This is a genomic window from Comamonas sp. Y33R10-2, assembly GCF_019355935.1.
Classification (GTDB): Bacteria; Pseudomonadota; Gammaproteobacteria; order Burkholderiales; family Burkholderiaceae_C; genus Comamonas.
Window position 1 is genome coordinate 1198982 of sequence record NZ_CP079925.1, and the last position, 19693, is coordinate 1218674.

Here is a 19693-nt window from a genome sequence, read left to right on the forward strand (position 1 = left end):
AACGTCGATACGCAAGTTATTTGTACTTCTGCTCCAGCCCATCCCAAAAGTCCTTGTTCACCAGTCGCTGGCGCTCAAGGAATGGGGCCACGATGGCAGGGTCTTCATCGACCTTGTGTTCATCGCGTAGCAGGGTCAGGCATTTTTGCATGCCGGCGACCGCGCCTTGCAGGGCCGCGTTGGCGTAGAGCACAAAGCCAAAGCCCAGCGCGCCTAGTTCGTCAGCGTTAAATATGGGGGTCTTGCCGCCGATGACCATGTTCATGAGCTGGGGAGCTTGCAGGCGCTGAGGCAGGGCGCGCACTTCTTCAGCCTGAGTCACGGCTTCCACAAACAGAATATCGGCACCGGCCTCCTGAAACAGCTGTGCGCGCTCGACGGCGGCTTCAAAGCCGTGAACAGCAGCGGCATCGGTGCGGGCCATAATAAGGGTGCCTCTATCACGGCGAGCATCGACGGCTGCCTTGATCTTGCCCAGCATCTCGCTGGTTTCAATGACTTGCTTGCCGTTGAAGTGGCCGCAGCGTTTGGGGCTGACCTGGTCTTCGAGCTGGATGCAGTCGGCACCGGCGCGCTCTAGCGTGCGCACGGCATGGTAAGTGTTGACGGCATTGCCAAAGCCGGTATCGGCATCGACGAGTAGCGGCACTTGCACGGCGTCGCGGATGCGGGCTGTGTGGTCAGCGATATCGCTCAGGCCCATAAAGCCTTGGTCTGGCATGCCAAACCACATATTGGTGACGCCAGCGCCGGTGATGTAGATGGCTTCAAAGCCCAGATCTTCGATCACTTTGGCAGACATGGCATTGAAGGCACCGGGCACGAGCACGCCACGGCGCGAATCGGCCAAGGCTTTGAGTTGTTGTTTTGGGTTCATGATCTGTCTCTTGTTTTGATAGCTGCAAGTACTTTTGCATCAAGCGCTACAGCCTGTTTGAATACTTATTTGGCGTGCAGGACGTCGGCGGGTACACGTATCCAGCCTTCCATTAGGATGCGGGCGCTACGACTCATCAAAGCTTTGGTGACTTGCCATTCGCCGTCGACGCACTTGGCTTGGGCACCCACTCGTAGCGTGCCACTGGGGTGGCCAAAACGCACGGCTTGCCGCTCACCGCCGCCAGCCGCCAGATTGACTAACGTGCCGGGAATGGCCGCCGCTGTGCCGATGGCTACCGCAGCAGTCCCCATCATTGCGTGGTGAAGCTTGCCCATGGACAGCGCCCGCACGAGCAGATCAATAGCTTCGGCATCAATGGCCTTGCCGCTAGATGCCGTATAGCTTTGCGCGGGGCCCACAAAGGCAATCTTGGGCGTGTGCTGGCGGGTAGCGGCCTCGCTCAAGTTCTTGATCAAGCCCATGCGCAGCGCACCGTGGGCGCGAATGCTCTCAAATTTGGCGAGAGCCTCGGTATCGTTGTTGATTGCTTCCTGCAGCTCGCAGCCTGTGTAGCCCATCTCTTTGGCATTCAAGAAGATGGTGGGAATACCGGCATTGATCATGGTGGCGGCAAAGCTACCCACGCCGGGGACATCCAGCCGGTCAACCAGATTGCCGGTGGGGAACATTGCGCCGCCGTCATCTCCATCGTCAGCGGGCTCCAGAAACTCCAGTGGCACTTCGGCAGCCGGGAACGTCACGCCATCGAGTTCAAAGTCACCGGTTTCCTGCACCTGGCCTTCTGACATTTGCACATGGGCCACAATGGTCTTGCCAATATTGGCCTGCCAGATGCGGATGGTTGCCACGCCGTTGTGCGGGATCTTTGCGATATCGATCAGACCCATGTGAATGGCGCAGGGGCCAACAGCGGCGCTCAGGTTGCCGCAGTTGCCGCTCCAGTCTACAAAGGGCCGGTCTATGGAGACCTGACCGAACAGGTAGTCCACATCGTGGTCTGGGCGGATGCTCTTGGAGAGGATCACCGCCTTGCTGGTTGAGGACGATGCATTGCCCATGCCGTCGATTTGCTTGCCGTAGGGGTCGGGGCTGCCCAAAGCGCGCAAAAAAATAGCATCACGCACCGGGCCGGGTTGCTGGGCCGCTGGGGGCAAGTCTTGCAGTTGAAAGAACACGCCCTTGCTGGTGCCGCCACGCATATAGGTGGCGGGAATTTTGATTTGCGCAGCGAACTGCTTGATTTCACTCATTTGTCTTTCGCTTTCTCCATGAGATGCAGGATGTCTGCAAGCGGTAGCTACTACTTTTTTGATAGCTGCCTGTGCTCGTCATTCCTGCTGCTCAAGCACTTTTTGTTCGATGTTTTCAGCCAGAAAGTCTTGGGCAAAGCGCTGCAGCACACCACCGGCTTCGTAGATGCTGACTTCTTCGGCGGTGTCTAAACGGCAGGTGACAGGCACTTCAGTGCGGGCACCAGTGGTGCGGTAGATATGCAGCGTCAGTTGCGCACCGGGCTTGCGTTGGCCGATCACATCAAAGGTCTCCGTGCCATCCAGTCCCAAGGTGTGGCGCGTAGTGCCCGGTAAAAACTCCAGCGGCAGCACGCCCATGCCAATCAGATTGGTGCGATGAATGCGCTCAAAGCCTTCGGCCACAATCGCTTCGACCCCGGCCAAGCGGACACCTTTGGCAGCCCAGTCGCGACTCGACCCCTGACCGTAGTCGGCACCCGCAATAATGATCAGCGGCTGCTTGCGATCCATATAGGTCTCGATGGCTTCCCACATTCGCATGACTTGGCCTTCTGGCTCCACGCGGGCCAGCGAGCCTTGGCGCACTTGGCCGTTGTCATCCACCACCATCTCATTGAACAGCTTAGGGTTGGCAAAGGTTGCGCGCTGTGCCGTCAAGTGGTCACCCCGGTGCGTGGCGTAGGAGTTGAAGTCCTCCTCAGGCAGACCCATTTTGTGCAGGTATTCACCGGCTGCACTGTCCAGCATGATGGCGTTGGAGGGAGAGAGGTGATCAGTGGTGATGTTGTCCGGCAGTATGGCCAGCGGCCGCATGCCGCGCAGAGTGCGTTCTCCGGCCAGTGCACCTTCCCAGTAGGGCGGGCGGCGAATGTAAGTGCTTTGAGGGCGCCAGTGGTACAGCGCTTCTTCTTGAGTACCGTTGTCGGCATGGATGGCAAACATGGGCTCGTAGACTTGGCGGAACTGCTCGGGCTTGACGGCGGCCTTGGCCACGCGGTCAATCTCTTCATCGCTGGGCCAGATGTCCTTGAGGCGAATTTCGCGACCTTCAAAGGTGCCGAGGACATCGTTTTCAATATCAAAGCGAATCGTGCCGGCAATCGCATAGGCCACGACCAGCGGTGGCGAAGCGAGGAAGGCTTGTTTGGCATGGGGGTGGATACGCCCGTCAAAGTTGCGGTTGCCCGAGAGTACGGCCGTGGTGTACAAGTCGCGATCAATGATCTCTTGCTGGATGGCCGGATCAAGAGCGCCACTCATGCCGTTGCAGGTGGTGCAGGCGAAAGCGACGACGCCAAAGCCCAGTGCTTCAAGGTCATGCAGCAAGCCAGCTTGAGCCAGATACAGCGGCACGGTTTTGGAGCCGGGGGCTAAAGACGACTTGACCCATGGCTTGCGCGTGAGGCCTAGATTGCGCGCGTTGCGTGCCAGCAAACCTGCTGCAATCACGTTGCGGGGATTGCTGGTGTTGGTGCAACTGGTGATGGCGGCAATGATGACTGCACCGTCAGGCATTTGGCCCTCTGGCTGAGTCCATTCGCCCGCAATACCCTTGGCAACTAGGTCGCTAGTGGCCAGACGCGCATGAGGATTGGATGGTCCGGCCATATTGCGCACCACACTGGACAGATCGAACTGCAGCGTGCGCTCGTATTCGGCATTCATCAGCGAGTCTGCCCACAAGCCAGCTTGCTTGGCGTAGGTTTGCACCAATTGCACCTGAGCAGGCTCACGGCCTGTCAAGCGCAGGTAGTCAATGGTTTGCTCGTCGATGGCAAACATGGCGGCGGTGGCACCATATTCAGGCGCCATATTGGAGATGGTTGCCCGGTCGCCAATGGTCAGACTGCGGGCACCTTCGCCATAGAACTCCAGGTAGGCGCCCACCACTTTTTGCTGGCGCAGGAACTGGGTCAGGGCCAGCACGGTATCGGTTGCGGTGATGCCGCTTTGACGCTCGCCGGTGAGCTTCACACCGATGATCTCGGGCAGGCGCATCCAAGATGCGCGGCCCAACATGACATTTTCAGCCTCCAGCCCGCCCACACCCACGGCGATCACGCCCAGCGCATCGACATGAGGGGTATGACTGTCCGTGCCTACCAGAGTATCGGGGTACGCTTCTCCATTGATAGCATGGATCACTGGGCTCATGCGCTCCAGATTGATCTGGTGCATGATGCCGTTGCCCGGTGGAATCACTTCCACATTCTTGAATGAGCGCTTGCACCAGTCGATGAAGTGAAAGCGGTCTTCGTTGCGACGATCTTCGATGGCGCGGTTTTTCTGAAAAGCCTGGGGGTCAAAGCCACCGCATTCCACTGCCAGAGAATGATCCACGATCAGTTGCACAGGCACGACAGGGTTGACGGCGGCGGGGTCACCACCTTGATCAGCAATTGCATCACGCAAGCCAGCCAGATCGACCAGAGCCGTCTGGCCCAGAATATCGTGGCAGACCACGCGAGCCGGGAACCACGGAAAGTCGCGCTCGCGCTTGCGTTCGATGATTTGCGTCAAGCATTCGGTCAGGATGGCGGGATCACAGCGGCGCACCAGGTTTTCGGCATGGACACGGCTGGTGTAGGGCAGGGTGGCCCAGGCGCCGAGTTTGATGGCCTCCACTGCAGCTTGGGCATCAAAGTAATGCAGTTGACTGCCTGGTAAAGGCTTGCGGTAGTGATGAGGTTGGGGTTTGCTCATTATTTTGTTCTGTCTCGGGTTTCAGAGCGCCAAAGCGGTGTGCTGGTGCACTGCTTGAGGGGTGGAATAGCTCAAAGGTGTATGCGCGAGAGGGCCAAGCGCCAAATGCAGCCTTGCCTGCGCAACCGCATGCAAACGCTCGGTCAGCTCTGTGCAGGCACTGAGCGGCTGGGCTTTTAATTGCGACAAATGCTGAGCAAGCAGCTGGCACAGCAGTCGGGCCTCAGCAAGCTGCGCAGCAGAGAGCTGGGTGACGCTCATGCCTCGCCTTGGTTGCGCGGTAAGCAGTCCTTCGTGACACAGCAGTTTCATGGCCTCACGCACAGGTGTACGGCTGACGCCAAACTCCTGGGCCAGCACTCCATCTTGGATGTCACTGCCAGGCGGGATCCGGTGGCTAAGAATGCGTTCACGCAGTTTGCTAGCGATGGCGATGCACAGTGAATGAGGTTGCATGGGCAGGGCAGTCATAGCTTTTTGGCAAAGATTTCACTGGCGCTCGTCGATGGGCACGAACTTCAAATCGTCCGGGCCTGTGTAGTTGGCGCTGGGGCGGATGATCTTGTTGTCCTGACGCTGCTCAATGATGTGGGCGGCCCAGCCACTGGTGCGGGCCATCACAAACAGCGGTGTGAACATGGCTGTAGGTACGCTCATCATGTGATAGCTGACGGCGCTGAACCAGTCGAGGTTGGGGAACATATTCTTAACTTCCCACATCACCGACTCCAGGCGTGCAGCGATGTCATACATCTTGGTGCTGCCCGCTTCATCAGAAAGCTGTTTAGCCACGCCCTTGATCACCACATTGCGTGGGTCGCTGACGGTATAGACGGGGTGGCCAAAGCCGATGACGACTTCCTTGGCATCCACGCGGCGGCGAATATCCTCTTCGGCTTCGGCGGGGTTGTCATAGCGCTTCTGGATTTCAAACGCTACTTCATTGGCTCCGCCATGCTTTGGGCCACGCAATGCACCAATCGCACCGGTGATGGCAGAGTACATATCGCTGCCCGTGCCTGCTACCACGCGAGCGGTGAAGGTGGATGCATTGAACTCATGCTCGGCGTACAAATTGAGCGAGGTATGCATGGCGCGCACCCAAGTCTGGGATGGCTTGGCTCCATGCAGCAGGTGCAGAAAGTGGCCTCCGATGGAATCGTCGTCAGTTTCCACTTCGATGCGGCGCCCCGAATTGCTGAAGTGGTACCAGTACAGCAGCATGGAACCCAGCGATGCCATCAGGCGGTCGGCAATATCGCGTGCTCCAGGCAGGTTATGGTCATCCTTTTCAGGCAGGGCGCAGCCCATGGCAGAGACGCCGGTGCGCATCACATCCATAGGGTGGCTGGCGGCGGGCAGTTGCTCCAGTGCCACTTTCACACTGGTGGGCAGGCCGCGTAAAGCCTTGAGCTTGGTCTTGTAGGCTTTCAGTTCGGCGCGCGTGGGCAGCTTTCCGTGCACCAGCAGGTGGGCGACTTCTTCAAATTCGCAGACTTCGGCAATATCCAGAATGTCATAGCCACGGTAGTGCAAATCGTTGCCGGTTTTGCCTACAGTACATAAAGCGGTGTTCCCTGCTGTCACACCGGACAGAGCGACGGATTTCTTGGGTTTGAAACTACTACCTGCTGCGGTAGTCAATGCGATTTTGGGTTCGGCCACGATGCTCATGCGGGTCTCCTAGACGTGATTGAAATCACAGTTTTGTCTGCGATACTTCGCAATCTACGCATTTGCATTAGAGAGAGATAGAGCTGAATTGGCGAATGATTGCGAAGAGAAATTTGTGTTTTTGCAAAGTTTGCGAATTTTTTGAATGCAGAACAAGAACAGGGAGCGAGAAGATGGCTAAGACTTTTATGGGAGTACGCTTGCGTAGCCTGCGCGCCGAGCGTGGGATGACTCAAGCTGCGCTGGCACACGCGCTGGAGCTATCGCCTAGCTACTTGAATCAGATAGAGCAGGATCAGCGCCCGCTCACGGTGGCGGTACTACTCAAGATCCACAAAGTGCTGGGCGTAGATATTCAGCAATTTTCTGAGGATGAAGAGGCGCGTTTGCTGGCCCAGTTGCGTGATGCTTTGGCAGCGATGCCCCATGCCAATAGCACTGTGCCTTTGCCTGAGTTGCGAGAGCTTGCTTCAAAGCTTCCGCAACTGGCTCAGGCTTTGCTGGCCATGCACCAGCGCCATTTGGCTGATACTGAGCGGCTGGAGGCTCTGACGGCTCGCCTAGGGGACGGGCGCACTGATCTTGAAGGAGGCGGCATTGAGCTTGCTGAGCCGGCAAGGCAAATGTCGTTTGAGGCTGTGCGAGATTTTTTCTTTGCCCACCGAAATTACTTTGATGCATTGGATCGTGCCGCAGAAGCTTTAGCAAAACTGGCCGCAGAGCAAGGCAATGTTCAGGAATGGCTGCAAAACCGCTTGCGAGACAGTCACAAGGTCTTGGTGTTGCGTGCAGCAAATGCAACGGAGGCAAACTACAGTCACCGCCGCTTTGATGCAAGCGCACGCACACTCTACATCGCGCCTCAACTGAGTCCTGCACAGCAAGCGTTTCAGTTGGCAACGCAACTGGCATTGCTCGAATTTGAGCCATTGATACACGAGGCTCTGCAGTCGATTCAATGGAAGGATGACGCCACAAGACGCTTAGCCCGCACTGGCTTAGCAAACTATGTTGCTGGTGCTTTTGTTTTGCCTTATGGCGAATTCCTGAAAGCTGCAGAGTGTCTGCACTACGACATCGATTTGTTAGCGCGGCGCTTTGGTGTGGGGTTTGAGACCGTGTGCCATCGTCTCTCCACCATGCAGCGGGGCGATGCACCGGGCGTTCCGTTTTTCTTTATTCGGGTGGACCGAGCAGGCAATATCAGCAAGCGTCAGTCGGCCACGCATTTTCACTTTTCTAAAACCGGCGGTACTTGCCCGTTGTGGGTCGTATATGAGGCATTCACCCAGCCAGGTCGAATCGTTCCGCAGCTAGCATCCATGCCGGATGGGCGTGTGTACTTGTGGATTGCTCGCACTATCAGTCATGCGGGAGCAGGCTGGGGGGCGCCAGGCAAGACTTTCTCCATTGGGCTGGGCTGCGATTTGCAGCACGCGGCAAGATTGGTGTATTCCAGAGGGCTTGATCTGCGCAATGTTGACGCAGCTACTCCCATCGGTATGGGTTGCAAAGTCTGTGAGCGCAACGCCTGCCCGCAGCGGGCCTTCCCATTCGTGGGAAAGCCGTTGAGAGTCAATGAAAATGAGAGCGGATTTGTGCCATATGGGTAGGAGGCACGGCAATTCCAATGTCAAGTCTCTCTCGTAAGACTTTTACCTCAGGGAGTCTATTCAACGATATCCACCACCGAAGCTGGTGCGCTTTAATTTGAAAAACTGGTGTCTGTAGCTCTTCTTCGTCTATAGATCCTGGTCGATATCAATTTTGCTTGAAGAAGGATGCTGAACCTCTCTCACGCATGTGCTTGCACCTGCATGAGAGAGGTGTGAAGATCATCGCCCTAAAGCAGCCTATGGTTACTGAGCGTATTTACGCTTTGCATCTGTGACGCAGGTGTCCTTGGCATTGCCAGACAAGGCATCACAGCGCTCTTTAGCTACTTTGTAATCGGCTTCGCGAGTCTTGTCGCTAGCATCTTTTCGTGCTTCAGCAACATCACTGGACTTTGCTGTTGGATCCTGGCGTACCTCAGCAACCTTGGCATTTTCCAAAGCCTTTACATGCGTAGCTTTAGCCTCTTTTTTACAGACATCTTTTTCGTTGCCCGATAGATCATCACATTTTTCTTTTGCCACATTGTTAGCTGAATCGGCCTTGGTTTTCGCAACGGCATACCGATTTTTTTCGCTAGGGTCGGACTTATATTTCAGCTCTGCAGAACCTATTTGCTCAGCACCTTTCGCTTGCTTTTCACAAACGTCTTTAGTGTTACCTTTCAGCGTTTTGCAATGCTCTTTGGCGGTCTTGTATTCGGCACTTATACGATCCTTTTCAGCTGAGTGTTCGGCTGGAGTTAAAGCGAACGATGAGGCAGCAAATGCCGTAGTGGCAAAGGCGATGGCTAGTTGAATGTTGAACTTCATGAGTCTCTCCGTTTCAGGTTTTCATTACGGTGCGTGAAGGCATGCGCAATCGATCGATAATCAGCGCCATAGCATGGAATCACATAACTGGGCGGTGGGCGAACATTGACTCTAAGCATCCTGAAGCAATGTAGACGTCAGGCATCCCTTAGCATCCGAGTCGGGATGAGCCTACGTTGTTACACAGTTAATTAGCCCATTTGTGAAATCCACTAACTTCACTTATTGGGCCCATAGGGAGCCTGCGTAGGATCAAGTGATTGAGTTGGCGCTGGCGCTGTGTTGGGCGTTTCTACAGTGTTAGGTGCGGGTACAGTCAAGCCGCCAGTAGCTGGCGGTCTTGTTTCCAGTTCAGGTTTAGGAGTCTTGTCCTCGCAAGCGCTCAACGCACCAGCAGCTAAGATGAGAGAAATTACAGATATTAATTTCATGGAATCGTCCTTTTTTAGAGTGAGACACGTACCGCCTCAAGCTTTTTGGCTTACTGCGCTACTGCTATTACTTGGTTCATGTCTACACCCAGCTCTTGGGCAATTTGCAGCAATTGCCTGAATTTCCGATCGGGAATACTTTTGCTTCGAGACAGTAGCCAGAAATAGTCAAGGCTGTTACCGATCACCAGTGAGGTCTGATACTCATCGTCGAGACTCACAACGTTATAGCCGCCATAAAAGGGACCAAAGAACGAAACTTTCAAAGCGGCTATATCAGGCTCACCCAGAAAGCGCGCTTTACCTTCAGATTCCTTCCATTCATTTCTTTCCTCGCTGTAACCACGGTTGATTACCGTCACAGTCCCGTCTTTTTCAAGACTGTAATGCGCTGTGGTTCGTGACAAGCCTTTCTCGAAACGATGATCAATTCGCGCGAGCTCATACCAAGTTCCCATATAGCGTTTAGCATCGAAACCTGTCACTGGCTCAATACCTCGAGGAACGGTGACAGCACAGCCAGACACAGCTGCGGCAACTCCGGCAACTACTGCCGTCAATGTGATTGCTTTAAAGACTGAGCTTTTGGAAACACTCATTTCTTTCCTTCGAGTTCATTCAATCATTAATGAATAGATCCATGTCTAATTGCACTAACTTTGCGGACTAACGAAAATCTTGGCTATATAAAAGATCAATCGTAAAAGAGCTTAAGTTTTTGCAATCTGAGCAGACCGTGCGTAACAGCATTAACAGCCTTATTCGTTAAGCTTGTTCTGCTTTGTTATGTCTTTAGGAAATAAGTCCTCTCGTGCTCCCTCTATGGGATTAAGAGTGTTGGGATCTGAGGGATCCATAGGGTCGGCGGGATATTGAGGCTGCTGAGAGGGGTTGGGATTGCTGGGCTTCTCAGACGGAGGAGTCGTTGGTGTTGCAACATCAGATTCTGATGAATTGCTTCCAAGGCTTGTAAAAGGCAACTTGTGCTGCACAGCAATAAAAGCTGGCTCAGATGATTGGTTTTCTTCAAGCTTTCTAGTGTTGCTCTGTGTGGGTTCAACTGATTGATTGCGTTGGTGCTCTTGCATGACAAGCTCCTTAAATGGCTTTATTAATTAAAAGCAACACTGAGAAGCGCTCACTTAGAAGACGCCTCTCAGCGTTAAGTTAGACCCACGGCACGCCGTAATAGTCATAAACCCGTCGACCATAGTCATCCGTGTATTCTGGGGCCGTATCCGACGAATATTTAGGCCCTTGACGCAGTTGCTCCTGGTCAAGTGAAACGACGTAACCTTGTTGATTCACGTCATATTTGAGCGTGTTCCATGGCAATGGGTAGCGATCTGTACCCATACCCAGAAAGCCGCCAAACTCCATGATGGCGTAACGAACTTGACCAGATATTTTGTCAATCATCAGCGACTCAATAGAGCCCAATTTTTCGCCACCTGGGTTGTACACATTCGTGCCATCAACCTTAGTGGATGAGATAACGCTGGATGCGGTATTCATAAGTTCTCCTTTAGGTGCGTGGTAAGGGATTCAACATGGCTTAACGCCTGCTGAGGGCAAATCCAAGCAAAGCGCCGACTGCTAGCGCACCGCCGACGGCTCTCCATGGTGAGTCATGAACATAGGCATCAGCTGATTGAGCTGCAGCTCGAGACTCATTTATTGCCGCAGCCGAACTTGATCTCACTTTTTCTAGCGTGGAGGCCGCTTTATTGAAAAGCATGGATGCAGCTGGGTCTGCATCATGGCCTTTAGTAGCCAGAACATCTCTCAGATCATTTAAAAGCTGGCTCAGATCTTTGGATAGGTCTGCTGCATTTGCTTTTCGAAATCTCATGTGAGCTCCTTTCTTGAACCGTTGAGTTTTCAGATTAAGCGTATGAGCTTGCCGATCTTGTAGGCCATGTACGGCCTTGCCGCTTTGAAATGTCTCCTTAGGTAACCTTTTTTAGAGCAAAAAAGAAGATGGAGCAGGCTAAATGCAATGCAAATTCCTCCTCTTATGCTCCTCTATGGGCGTGACGCCAGCAGAAGCCGCAGGCTCAGCCAATCACTATTTATATGAGTGCTCAAAAAAAACATATTGAAATTTCATTGACGCTTAAAAACATGTCTGGTCGTCTGGACTACACAGCAGCTTTAGCTAGGGCATCAGACTGCACTTTCCAAAGGAGGTGCTTATGAAGCCTAAAAATCCGTCGAAGGTCGCAAGCCCTGACGAAACAAAAGTGAATCTCACGAAAAAAGGGGATATGTCAGATCCTGGCAATGAGTCTCGGCTTCCACATGAGCGTGATCAGTCATTGCAGTCAACTGGAGACCTTCTTCACCCAGAGATGAAGCAAGCCCACAGTGACCTCAAAAAAGGCTTGGTCGATACTGACGCAAGAGCAACAGATGGTCGCCCCATCGGTAGCCGAAGAACGACTTAGTTGCTTTAACTATGCCTACCCATTACTCAAACAGCTAAGGAGATCTAATGCCACACATTGATATTTCCCAATCCAATTCCAAACCCGTGAAGCTGCATTACCAAGACTTTGGAGAGGGACCACCTGTGGTACTTATCCACGGCTGGCCTCTCAGCGCACGCACATGGGAGCCGCAGGTTGCTAACCTAGTTGATTCAGGGTTCAGAGTCATCACATACGACAGACGAGGCTTTGGCGACTCTTCGCAGCCATGGAGCGGTTATGACTACGACTCTCTGGCCAGAGACCTCAACGAGTTAATCACTGAGCTCGAATTGCAAACTGTCTCTTTGGTTGGATTTTCAATGGGAGGAGGAGAAGTTGCTCGGTACATCGGGACCTATGGGACAGCGTTTATTCGGTGTGCGGTGTTTGCCGCGGCAGTTCCCCCGTTTTTGCTAAAAGTGGATTCGAATCCAGAAGGGGCCGTAACAGAGGACGACATATTTAATAAAGAGCAAGCTGTCTTGAAAGATCGCTTGCACTTTCTCGATGAATTCACACATAAATTTTTCTCGAATGCGGAAGGAACACTTCTGGTCAGCGAGGCTCAGCGCGAATACGCTAAATCAATAGCTACTTTTGCATCTCCAAAGGCAACACACGCATGCATCGGCTCATTTTCCAGAACCGACTTTCGGAAGGATTTGGAGAAAATAAATGTGCCTACGCTCGTAATTCATGGCGATAGCGACCGAATTGTCCCAATAGAGGTCAGTGGCTTACGCACGCATCAATTGGTGCATGGCAGTGAAATACATGTGATCAGGAATGGTCCTCATGGATGCAACCTCTCACATGCTGAAGAGTTCAACCGGGTACTCATTGACTTCATCAACGCACACTGACTCTTTCATGGTGCTCTTTTCGCTGACGCAACGTTTTTCATAGTTCTCCTCAATATCAGCCGCCTGCCGTTTTTGCTTGTCCGTGTATTTGGACTTATCACTTCTTGGCGTTTGAAGACTTCTTTCATGGTTGTGGCACTGGTTCAGGCGGTAGCTTGACTGGTGGTTCCGCCCTAGGAGCATCAATGGGCTGGGGCTTAACTGGAGTGCCTAGTGCTTGATTCAGGTCTTCAAACGGGAAGTGATTAGGGACTTCAGGGCCGTTTGCTTTCAACGCAGTCATGAGCTAGCTCCTCGTATTCTTCGCGAAGACGCCACCTTACCGCCACCTCTTGGGCAAGTAAATGTGTGGTCTGCATCACTGATGGCAAACGTTACAAAAGACAGGTTTTTTCATTAACTTCTCACCAAATGGTCCTTTGTGATGTGTCGTGCTTAACGCACAGCAATCAATCCCTTACTGCTCCCTTTACTGAATCACACGGGCTTCCGTGGAAACTCAACACGTTAGTGGATTGAGTCATGAACAGGCGCTATTGCATAACTCTAATTTCAGTCGAACCCGAAACTGAATCACGCCGGACTTGGTGGAGGCGGCGTTGTTGCATAAAGTTGTGCGCCCTCGCGGTAGATTCGGCACGTGAGCCGCCAGTCATCAAAACGTTATCCCAACACAAACTGGGAGCAGTACAACTCATCACTCCGATTTTGTGTGCCGCTAACAATTTGGCTTGACAAGAAAATGTTCTGGTTTGCCGGCAACGTGTGCGCAATCTGAAGTTCTCAGATGCCGAACATCATTTATTCCATACGCTAGAGCGTGGCCATCGACCGCGCCACGCGCTGGGTGTTTATCCACATCTATGGCTATTAATGCGCGGATAGTGGCGTGGACTTCTTGAACTGTCTGGAGCAGGCTGCACCCATGAAGATCGTCAAACTGCTCACTGACAACGGCAGTCAGTTCACGGGTCGCTTCACCAGCAAAAAGCAAGAGCCTAATGGTCGCCACAAGTTCGATGTAAGTTGCAAGGCACTGGGCATCAAGCACCCCTGTGCCCCACACACCCGTAAACCAACGGCATGGTCGAATGCTTCAATGGGTGCATCAGCGAGGTGGTCAAACAGACGCGCTTTGCATCAGCTGCTCAGTTGGAGGTGACGCTATTGAGCTACTTGAAGGCCCACAAGCACCAGATTCCGCAACGGGCACTCAATCATGTTGCGCCTGTTCAGGCATTGAGGAATTTGTATTCAAAAAAGCCTGAATTGTTCAAAACGGGCTTGTAACTAGTCGGGATTTGACATCTATTCAATATTGATTTTTGCTTTTTTTACGACTTGACTCATAATTTTTTCCTCATTAATTAGGAAGTTATTGAATTTTTCTGGGCTATCCTCCTCTGGAATATCTTGTCCGAGATCTTTTAGACGTTGCTGCACATGCGGATATTTTTTTACTTTCTCTGCAGCATTAGAGAGTGTTTGAATAATTTCAGGGCTGGTTCCTTTTTTTACCATTAGTCCTAGAATAAGTTCATAAACAACGTTTGAATATCCTAGCTCTGAAAATGTTGGTGTGTTTGGAAAATGTTCATTGCGCTGCTTGGTTGTAGTAGCAAGTGCTTTGACCTTTCCTACTTTGATAAGTTCACCAACAGTAGCAGCATTACTCATCATGAAGTTTACACGTCCACTGACAATATCTGGAATTGCTTGGGCGCTTCCTTTGTAAGCGATCATTTGAAAGTCAATGCCTGCATTTTGAGCAAAGAGTTCTGCAGGTAAATGAGAGGTAGTGCCGATACCTACTGATGAAAAACTTACTCCTTTGGGATTTTTTTTGGCAAATTCGACTAAATCTTTGAGATTTTTAAAGGGTGAATCTGTACTGACAACCAAAGCAAGCGGCATTTTTGATAGATAGCTTACTCCTGTGAAATCTGTAGTCTTGAAGCTTGCCTTTTTATCGACATACGGCATGGTTACAATAGTATTTGCAAAAATAGATACAGTGTATCCATCCGTAGGTGCATTTAATGCACGCTTAACGGCCATAACAGTCCCAACACCAGGGACATTTTCTGGAACTACAGGTGATTTTAATTCTTTCCCCATTTCCTCTGCATAGAGCCTTCCTACCGCATCTGAAACCCCACCAGCGACGCTAGGTATTATGAATTTTATGGGTTTGTCAGGATATGAATATGCAGGTTGACTTAATATTGCAGTGAAAGATACTAAGATTATTGAGAAGGTGATTTTTTCATAATGATCAAAAGGAATGACGAAGACCTAAGCTAAATTGATTCTGAGATCCTGAGGATGATAAGAAAGAAATTCCGGAAATACCACCGTTAGTGACTCTTTGTCTTGCTAATATTGTATAAAGGGCTGTTCTTTTACTTAGGTCGTAAACTGCAGATAAATTTATCTGTTGTACATCCATATTCTTAGATGTTTTATCATTTAATATTTGATAGCCAGCAGCAAAATGCCAATTTCTTACAGGGTATTTAAATGCAATCGAAGCTGTTTCTGCATTATTTCCTTTTACTATTTTTGCATTTTTTTGTTTGGTATAAATTCCTGTGACTTTCAGTTTGCCAAAGCTGTACCCCATGCCAAATCCAAGAACTTCATCTTCAGATTGATTGGCTAGGCAGCCGATTACGCCAGGGCAATTGGTTTTTAAATAACTCAGTCCAGCGGTAAAGCTATTATTTTTATAGCTTAACCCTAGGTTCCAAGTACGATCTGCACTATTGGAGCCTGCAACTTCACCTAATGCCCCAAAAGCATGGAGTTTGAAGCCAGACATCTCTGGTGTGATGTATTTCAGAGAGTTGGCATATCGCTTTGTACCTATGGTGTTGTCAAAACGTGCTAGCGAGGTTCCAGCGATGGCCGCTCCATCGATGCGTGCTGCAGGAGCTCCAAATGGCGGTGTGTGGCTTAGAGGGCCCAAAATGTCATAAAACGATGGGCGCTGGTAACCAGCCCTTAAATCCCCCAGGATTTAGATGAAAAACCCATCCACGCTTGACGATTCCAAAATGTGCTACTGGAGCCTATGCTTCCGTTGTCGAGGCCCAAGCTGCTTTCCAAGTTGAATATTGCTGCTAAGCCACCTCCCAGATCCTCTTTGCCACGAAAACCCAGTCTGGAAGTATTTAAATTGCCACTATTTAACTCTGTTGAGCTGTTGCCCATTTTGTTGCTGACATAGGTCAACGCAGAATCAGTGATGCCATACATCACTAAACTTGATTCAGCATGGGACATTGAGCCACTAATAATCGAGGTAAAAAAAATAGCTATTTTTAATTTCATTATTTTCTCCTTGTTTATTCAATTTTTAAATTTTCTTCTTTGATGAGTTTTGCATATCTGTGCTCTTCATCGGAGATGAACTTGTTTAGTGCATTGATATCATTCATACGCATGTCAATCATTTGTCCCAATTTTTTTATTTGAGAGTTTATGATTGGATCATGCTTAGAATTATTAAAGGTAAGCGTTAATTCGTCTTTGATTTTTTTGGGTATACCAGCCGGTGCTACTAGTGCGATAAAAATGATGTACGTTGCTTTTGGGTAGCCTAGCTCTTTGAAGGTTGGGACATCTGGAAATTCTTCTGACCGCTCTTCTGATGTAATCGCCAGTGGACGAAGCTGTCCCGCTTTTAAAGCAGAAAGCATCGACGTTGGAGTTCCCAACATGGCGTCCACCCTTCCACCAATCACATCAATGACTGCCGGAGCTACACCTTTGTATGGAATGTGTAGAAGCTCAATATTCGCTTCATTTTGAAACATCTCCATAGGGAGGTGCGATGTCGTTCCTTTACCGCCAGATGCATAGCTGATAGATGAAGGACTTTTCTTTGCGTTGCTTACTAAATCCTTTAACGTTTTATAAGGTGAATTGGCATTCACAACGAGCATTCCAGGGCCTCTGGCGAGTTCTGCGACTGTCACGAAATCTTTGTCAGGAGAGTACTTATATTTTTCATTTAAATACGGTAAGGTGTATACCGTATTTGCAATTGTCATTAATGTATATCCGTCAGGTGGTGACTTTAGTAGTTGTCTGACAGCCATGGTTGAGCTTGCGCCGGATACATTTTCTACAATAATTGGCTCGCCAAATGTTTTCCCAACGCGATCGGCGTATAGTCTAGTGGCGACATCTGTTAAAGCACCTGGTGTACTTCCGACCAATATTTTTATCGGCTTACTAGGAAACTTTTGTTGCTGAGAAAATGTGACTACTGGATATGCAGAAATTGCACCTAGAATAAAAGTTCTTCTTTGCATACATCCTCCAAATATGGAGAATTCATTTTATGCACCTGTTGGTTTGTGTATATTTATATTTACTTATCTCAAATTAAATAAAACTAACGCATTAAGGATAATACTTAAATAGAAACCACGATAAATATTTTTTTAAATGGCTTGTAAGAATGATTTGCATATATCTTCCGGCTAATCTGCAGGAGTAAGCGTGTCGGGTGTTGCCAATCCGAATTTGGGTAGCAACTTCAACTCGGTCGTATTTTTTTCCACAAAAAAGACTCCTGGTTGCGAATTCTTAGAGCAGATGCTTCAAGTCGGGTCAAAAAATTGCGGGCCTTGATTGCACTCTTACAGCGCAGAAGGGGGTATGCGTCGATCTTCATTTGCTCCGCATTGCAGTTGCTACCCGAGCAGGTAACGCCTAAGTTTTTGGCTAAAGTCAAACCGACTTTTAAAGTCATCACACGTCAGTTTTTCACAGCCTAAGTTTGCTACCGATGTACGAGGAAGAGCACCCAGTAGTTGCAACTCCAATTTGATTTGGTGAAATTACGGATGAAGTGTCTCCGCTCTAGGAAGAACCGTGACATCGATCCGCTGTTAATTGCCTGAAAAGGCAATATGCCCGCGTAACGCGGGCATATTGAGGTGAATTGCTTCTAGACAGATTGACATTCCTGTCCACCTCTTATGTGTTACTTGATGCTTCTAACAAGATCTATGAAGCGGGCGAGAGTGGGCTCCATGTGTCCGCGAATCCAGCACAAAGCGAATGTCGATGGATACGAAACATCTTCGATGCGTAAGACAGATAAATTGCTGGGAAATGCAAAGCCTTTACCAGTAACCACTAGGCCAATGCCCACACCAACCGACACCAGATTTAACAGAGTTGTGATGGAGTTCACTTCTTGCACAATGCGTGGTTCAAAGCCTGCTTGTTGGCAGATGGTGTAGAGCGGTCCGTACCCTGGACTCACGGTAGAGTGGGGAATTACCACCCATTTTTCTGCAATAAGTTCTGCCAAGACGACTGACTTGCGCTGGGCATAGGGATGGTCTTTGGGAACTACGAGACCCAAGCCCTCCGTTTGGATCTTGAGGCTATCCAAGTCGGTGTTGTCTTGGTCAGTAGCGTCTTCCTTACCTTTGCGCTTTTTCGAGTACTCAGGCATATTGCTGAAATGCATAAAGCCCGCGTGGATTCTTCCATCGGCCAAAGCTCGAACTTGTTGCGAGCTGGGAATCTCAAGTAAGGAAAGCTTCACATCAGGAAGCTCTTCGTTGAACGCTTTAACCGCAGCACGAAACAGTGGGTGCAACAGCGTCAACGAACCGTAACCGATATTGAGCATGCCTGTGCGGCCAGCACCCACATCGCGTGTGAGAGTGATTGCCTGGCTTAGATTGCGCATCAAGCCTTGTAATTGTGTCAAAAACACCCGCCCAGCCGCAGTCAGTTTGACACGATGGGCCTGTCGTTCAAACAACGGTGTCCCCAGCTCATTTTCCAGGTCAGCAATGATCTGGGAAACCGCAGGACGGGTCACATACATGCGCTCGGCAGCACGGCCAAAGTGCTCCTCTTCGGCTGCAGCGATGAAGTAGCGTAGATGCCTCAGTTCCATGGAGTAGTTTTCCTGAATGCGTGGGGCTGCAACAGCATGCGGCGATGTGGCGTGATGTTCGTAGATGTCATTACTTGCTTAGGATTTGGCGCATGCGCTGCTCATCTTGCTGCAAGAACTGCGCAAACTTGGCTGGAGAACTCATGTTGGGTAACTCTTGCTCTAACAATGTCAAGCGGTCGATTACAGAAGGGTTGGACTTCACGCTTTCGAATGCTTCGGACAGCGTTTGCAAAACAGCATCCGGTGTTTGTGCTGGTGCCATCAGACCGAGGTAGAGTTCATATTGCACTTTTCCAAAGCCTAGCTCTGCGAAAGTAGGTACATCAGGCATGTGTGTCAATCGCTCTGTATCAGCGACAGCCAGCGCGCGTAACTTGCCGCTTTTGATCAGCGCACTGGTGGAGGCACCAGTACCCATCATCATGTCAATACGGCCTGCAACCACGTCTGGGATGGCTGTCGTGATGCCCTTGTAAGGAATTTGAGTGAGTTGAATCTTGGCTTCTTGGCTGAGCATTTCCAGTGGCACATGTGATGAGGTTCCCACCCCCACAGAGGCATATGTCAAGGCTGCAGGGGATTTACGTGCAGCGGTCACTAGATCTTGCAGGCTCTTGTGAGGCGATTGAGCAGGCACTACTAGAAACATCTTGGAGCGGGCTAGGTAGCTGACGCCTTTGAAGTCGGAGGTTTTGTAGCGGGCGTTTTTGTCTACGTGAGGAATTGCGGTGAACGAGTTCGCCATGACGCTTAGCGTATAGCCATCGGGTTTCGCTGCCGCCGCCTTACGCACGGCCATCAAAGTTGCAGCACCAGGAATGTTTTCGACCACGATGGGTTTGTTCAGCTTGTGCCCGACTTGCTCCGCAAACAGGCGAGCCACGGCATCGGTGGCACCTCCTGGTGATGTAGGAACGATGATAGTTATTGCTTTTTCTGGGTAGCCGACCTTACCAAAGGCGGTGCCATAAAGCATGGATGTAGCGAAAGTGGCTGCTAATTGCCCCATGAAATTTCTGCGTTGCATTCTTTGTCTCCT

The 19693-nt window shown here is 50.7% G+C and carries 16 protein-coding genes and 2 pseudogenes; 3 read left to right on the forward strand and 15 right to left on the reverse strand.

The genetic code is table 11. The features are described from left to right. Nucleotides 1-16 precede the first annotated feature (16 nt). From KUF54_RS05430 to prpC, 5 genes are all read right to left on the reverse strand, one after another. The gene (locus KUF54_RS05430; protein WP_219345641.1) at nt 17-877 is read right to left on the reverse strand and encodes an oxaloacetate decarboxylase; all 861 of its coding nucleotides are present in this window, start codon (nt 875-877) and stop codon (nt 17-19) included. Nucleotides 878-942: 65 nt separating this feature from the next. Then, complete coding sequence (gene prpF / locus KUF54_RS05435) at nt 943-2151, reverse strand: 2-methylaconitate cis-trans isomerase PrpF (RefSeq protein WP_219345642.1); 1209 nt, start codon at nt 2149-2151, stop codon at nt 943-945. Between the two features lie 78 nt (nt 2152-2229). After that, on the reverse strand, nt 2230-4857 hold the full coding sequence (gene acnD, locus KUF54_RS05440) for a Fe/S-dependent 2-methylisocitrate dehydratase AcnD (protein WP_219345643.1): 2628 nt from the start codon (nt 4855-4857) through the stop codon (nt 2230-2232). A gap of 21 nt (nt 4858-4878) precedes the next feature. Next, entirely contained in the window at nt 4879-5328 is a 450-nt protein-coding gene (locus tag KUF54_RS05445; protein ID WP_219345644.1) for a GntR family transcriptional regulator, read from the reverse strand. Nucleotides 5329-5346: 18 nt separating this feature from the next. Beyond that, on the reverse strand, nt 5347-6531 hold the full coding sequence (gene prpC / locus KUF54_RS05450) for a 2-methylcitrate synthase (RefSeq protein WP_219345645.1): 1185 nt from the start codon (nt 6529-6531) through the stop codon (nt 5347-5349). 173 nt (nt 6532-6704) lie between these two features. Here prpC and KUF54_RS05455 point away from each other — a divergent pair, with 173 nt between their 5' ends. Then, nucleotides 6705-8144 carry a short-chain fatty acyl-CoA regulator family protein gene (locus KUF54_RS05455; protein WP_219345646.1) on the forward strand — a complete coding sequence of 480 codons (1440 nt, stop codon included), beginning with the start codon at nt 6705-6707 and terminating at the stop codon, nt 8142-8144. Nucleotides 8145-8390: 246 nt separating this feature from the next. Here the strand turns inward: KUF54_RS05455 and KUF54_RS05460 are convergent, their stop codons facing one another. The 5 genes from KUF54_RS05460 to KUF54_RS05480 all read right to left on the reverse strand — a co-directional run bounded on the left by KUF54_RS05460 (nt 8391) and on the right by KUF54_RS05480 (nt 11240). Continuing rightward, the gene (locus KUF54_RS05460; RefSeq protein ID WP_219345647.1) at nt 8391-8957 is read right to left on the reverse strand and encodes a hypothetical protein; all 567 of its coding nucleotides are present in this window, start codon (nt 8955-8957) and stop codon (nt 8391-8393) included. Nucleotides 8958-9438: 481 nt separating this feature from the next. Next, nucleotides 9439-9954, reverse strand: coding sequence for a lipocalin family protein (locus tag KUF54_RS05465; protein WP_370627603.1), 516 nt, complete (start codon nt 9952-9954; stop codon nt 9439-9441). A gap of 192 nt (nt 9955-10146) precedes the next feature. Beyond that, on the reverse strand, nt 10147-10476 hold the full coding sequence (locus tag KUF54_RS05470) for a hypothetical protein (protein ID WP_219345649.1): 330 nt from the start codon (nt 10474-10476) through the stop codon (nt 10147-10149). A gap of 79 nt (nt 10477-10555) precedes the next feature. Continuing rightward, a complete protein-coding gene (locus KUF54_RS05475; protein WP_219345650.1) occupies nt 10556-10903 on the reverse strand; it encodes a PRC-barrel domain-containing protein in 348 nt (115 codons plus the stop codon). Nucleotides 10904-10943: 40 nt separating this feature from the next. Then, nucleotides 10944-11240: a YqjD family protein gene (locus tag KUF54_RS05480; RefSeq protein WP_219345651.1), complete on the reverse strand. Its 297-nt coding sequence runs from the start codon at nt 11238-11240 to the stop codon at nt 10944-10946. A gap of 642 nt (nt 11241-11882) precedes the next feature. On the opposite strand from KUF54_RS05480, the gene KUF54_RS05485 reads away from it, so the two are divergent. Beyond that, a complete protein-coding gene (locus KUF54_RS05485; RefSeq protein WP_219345652.1) occupies nt 11883-12722 on the forward strand; it encodes an alpha/beta fold hydrolase in 840 nt (279 codons plus the stop codon). A gap of 820 nt (nt 12723-13542) precedes the next feature. Continuing rightward, nucleotides 13543-14012 (forward strand): annotated as a pseudogene (locus KUF54_RS17365) (IS481 family transposase); the annotation flags it as partial. Nucleotides 14013-14030: 18 nt separating this feature from the next. Here the strand turns inward: KUF54_RS17365 and KUF54_RS05490 are convergent. From KUF54_RS05490 to KUF54_RS05515, 5 genes and pseudogenes are all read right to left on the reverse strand, one after another. Further along, nucleotides 14031-15008: a Bug family tripartite tricarboxylate transporter substrate binding protein gene (locus KUF54_RS05490; protein WP_370627604.1), complete on the reverse strand. Its 978-nt coding sequence runs from the start codon at nt 15006-15008 to the stop codon at nt 14031-14033. Then, a pseudogene (locus KUF54_RS05495) lies at nt 14998-16055 on the reverse strand (porin). The gene KUF54_RS05490 and the pseudogene KUF54_RS05495 overlap by 11 nt, the downstream one beginning before the upstream one ends. A 14-nt stretch (nt 16056-16069) precedes the next feature. Further along, entirely contained in the window at nt 16070-17041 is a 972-nt protein-coding gene (locus tag KUF54_RS05505) for a tripartite tricarboxylate transporter substrate binding protein (RefSeq protein WP_219345655.1), read from the reverse strand. Between the two features lie 677 nt (nt 17042-17718). Further along, a complete protein-coding gene (locus tag KUF54_RS05510) occupies nt 17719-18651 on the reverse strand; it encodes a LysR substrate-binding domain-containing protein (RefSeq protein WP_219345656.1) in 933 nt (310 codons plus the stop codon). A 70-nt stretch (nt 18652-18721) separates the two neighbouring features. Beyond that, nucleotides 18722-19681 (reverse strand): tripartite tricarboxylate transporter substrate binding protein, encoded by a 960-nt coding sequence (locus tag KUF54_RS05515; RefSeq protein ID WP_219345657.1) that lies wholly within the window; start codon nt 19679-19681, stop codon nt 18722-18724. Nucleotides 19682-19693: the final 12 nt, after the last annotated feature.

Coding starts and splice junctions, on each gene's coding strand:
- acnD (WP_219345643.1), bottom strand. CDS start 4,857: ATGAGCAAACCCCAACCTCATCACTACCGCAAGCCTTTACCAGGCAGT.
- KUF54_RS05470 (WP_219345649.1), bottom strand. CDS start 10,476: ATGCAAGAGCACCAACGCAATCAATCAGTTGAACCCACACAGAGCAAC.
- prpF (WP_219345642.1), bottom strand. CDS start 2,151: ATGAGTGAAATCAAGCAGTTCGCTGCGCAAATCAAAATTCCCGCCACC.
- KUF54_RS05480 (WP_219345651.1), bottom strand. CDS start 11,240: ATGAGATTTCGAAAAGCAAATGCAGCAGACCTATCCAAAGATCTGAGC.
- KUF54_RS05515 (WP_219345657.1), bottom strand. CDS start 19,681: ATGCAACGCAGAAATTTCATGGGGCAATTAGCAGCCACTTTCGCTACA.
- KUF54_RS05475 (WP_219345650.1), bottom strand. CDS start 10,903: ATGAATACCGCATCCAGCGTTATCTCATCCACTAAGGTTGATGGCACG.
- KUF54_RS05430 (WP_219345641.1), bottom strand. CDS start 877: ATGAACCCAAAACAACAACTCAAAGCCTTGGCCGATTCGCGCCGTGGC.
- KUF54_RS05505 (WP_219345655.1), bottom strand. CDS start 17,041: ATGCAAAGAAGAACTTTTATTCTAGGTGCAATTTCTGCATATCCAGTA.
- KUF54_RS05455 (WP_219345646.1), top strand. CDS start 6,705: ATGGCTAAGACTTTTATGGGAGTACGCTTGCGTAGCCTGCGCGCCGAG.
- KUF54_RS05460 (WP_219345647.1), bottom strand. CDS start 8,957: ATGAAGTTCAACATTCAACTAGCCATCGCCTTTGCCACTACGGCATTT.
- KUF54_RS05445 (WP_219345644.1), bottom strand. CDS start 5,328: ATGACTGCCCTGCCCATGCAACCTCATTCACTGTGCATCGCCATCGCT.
- prpC (WP_219345645.1), bottom strand. CDS start 6,531: ATGAGCATCGTGGCCGAACCCAAAATCGCATTGACTACCGCAGCAGGT.
- KUF54_RS05510 (WP_219345656.1), bottom strand. CDS start 18,651: ATGGAACTGAGGCATCTACGCTACTTCATCGCTGCAGCCGAAGAGGAG.
- KUF54_RS05485 (WP_219345652.1), top strand. CDS start 11,883: ATGCCACACATTGATATTTCCCAATCCAATTCCAAACCCGTGAAGCTG.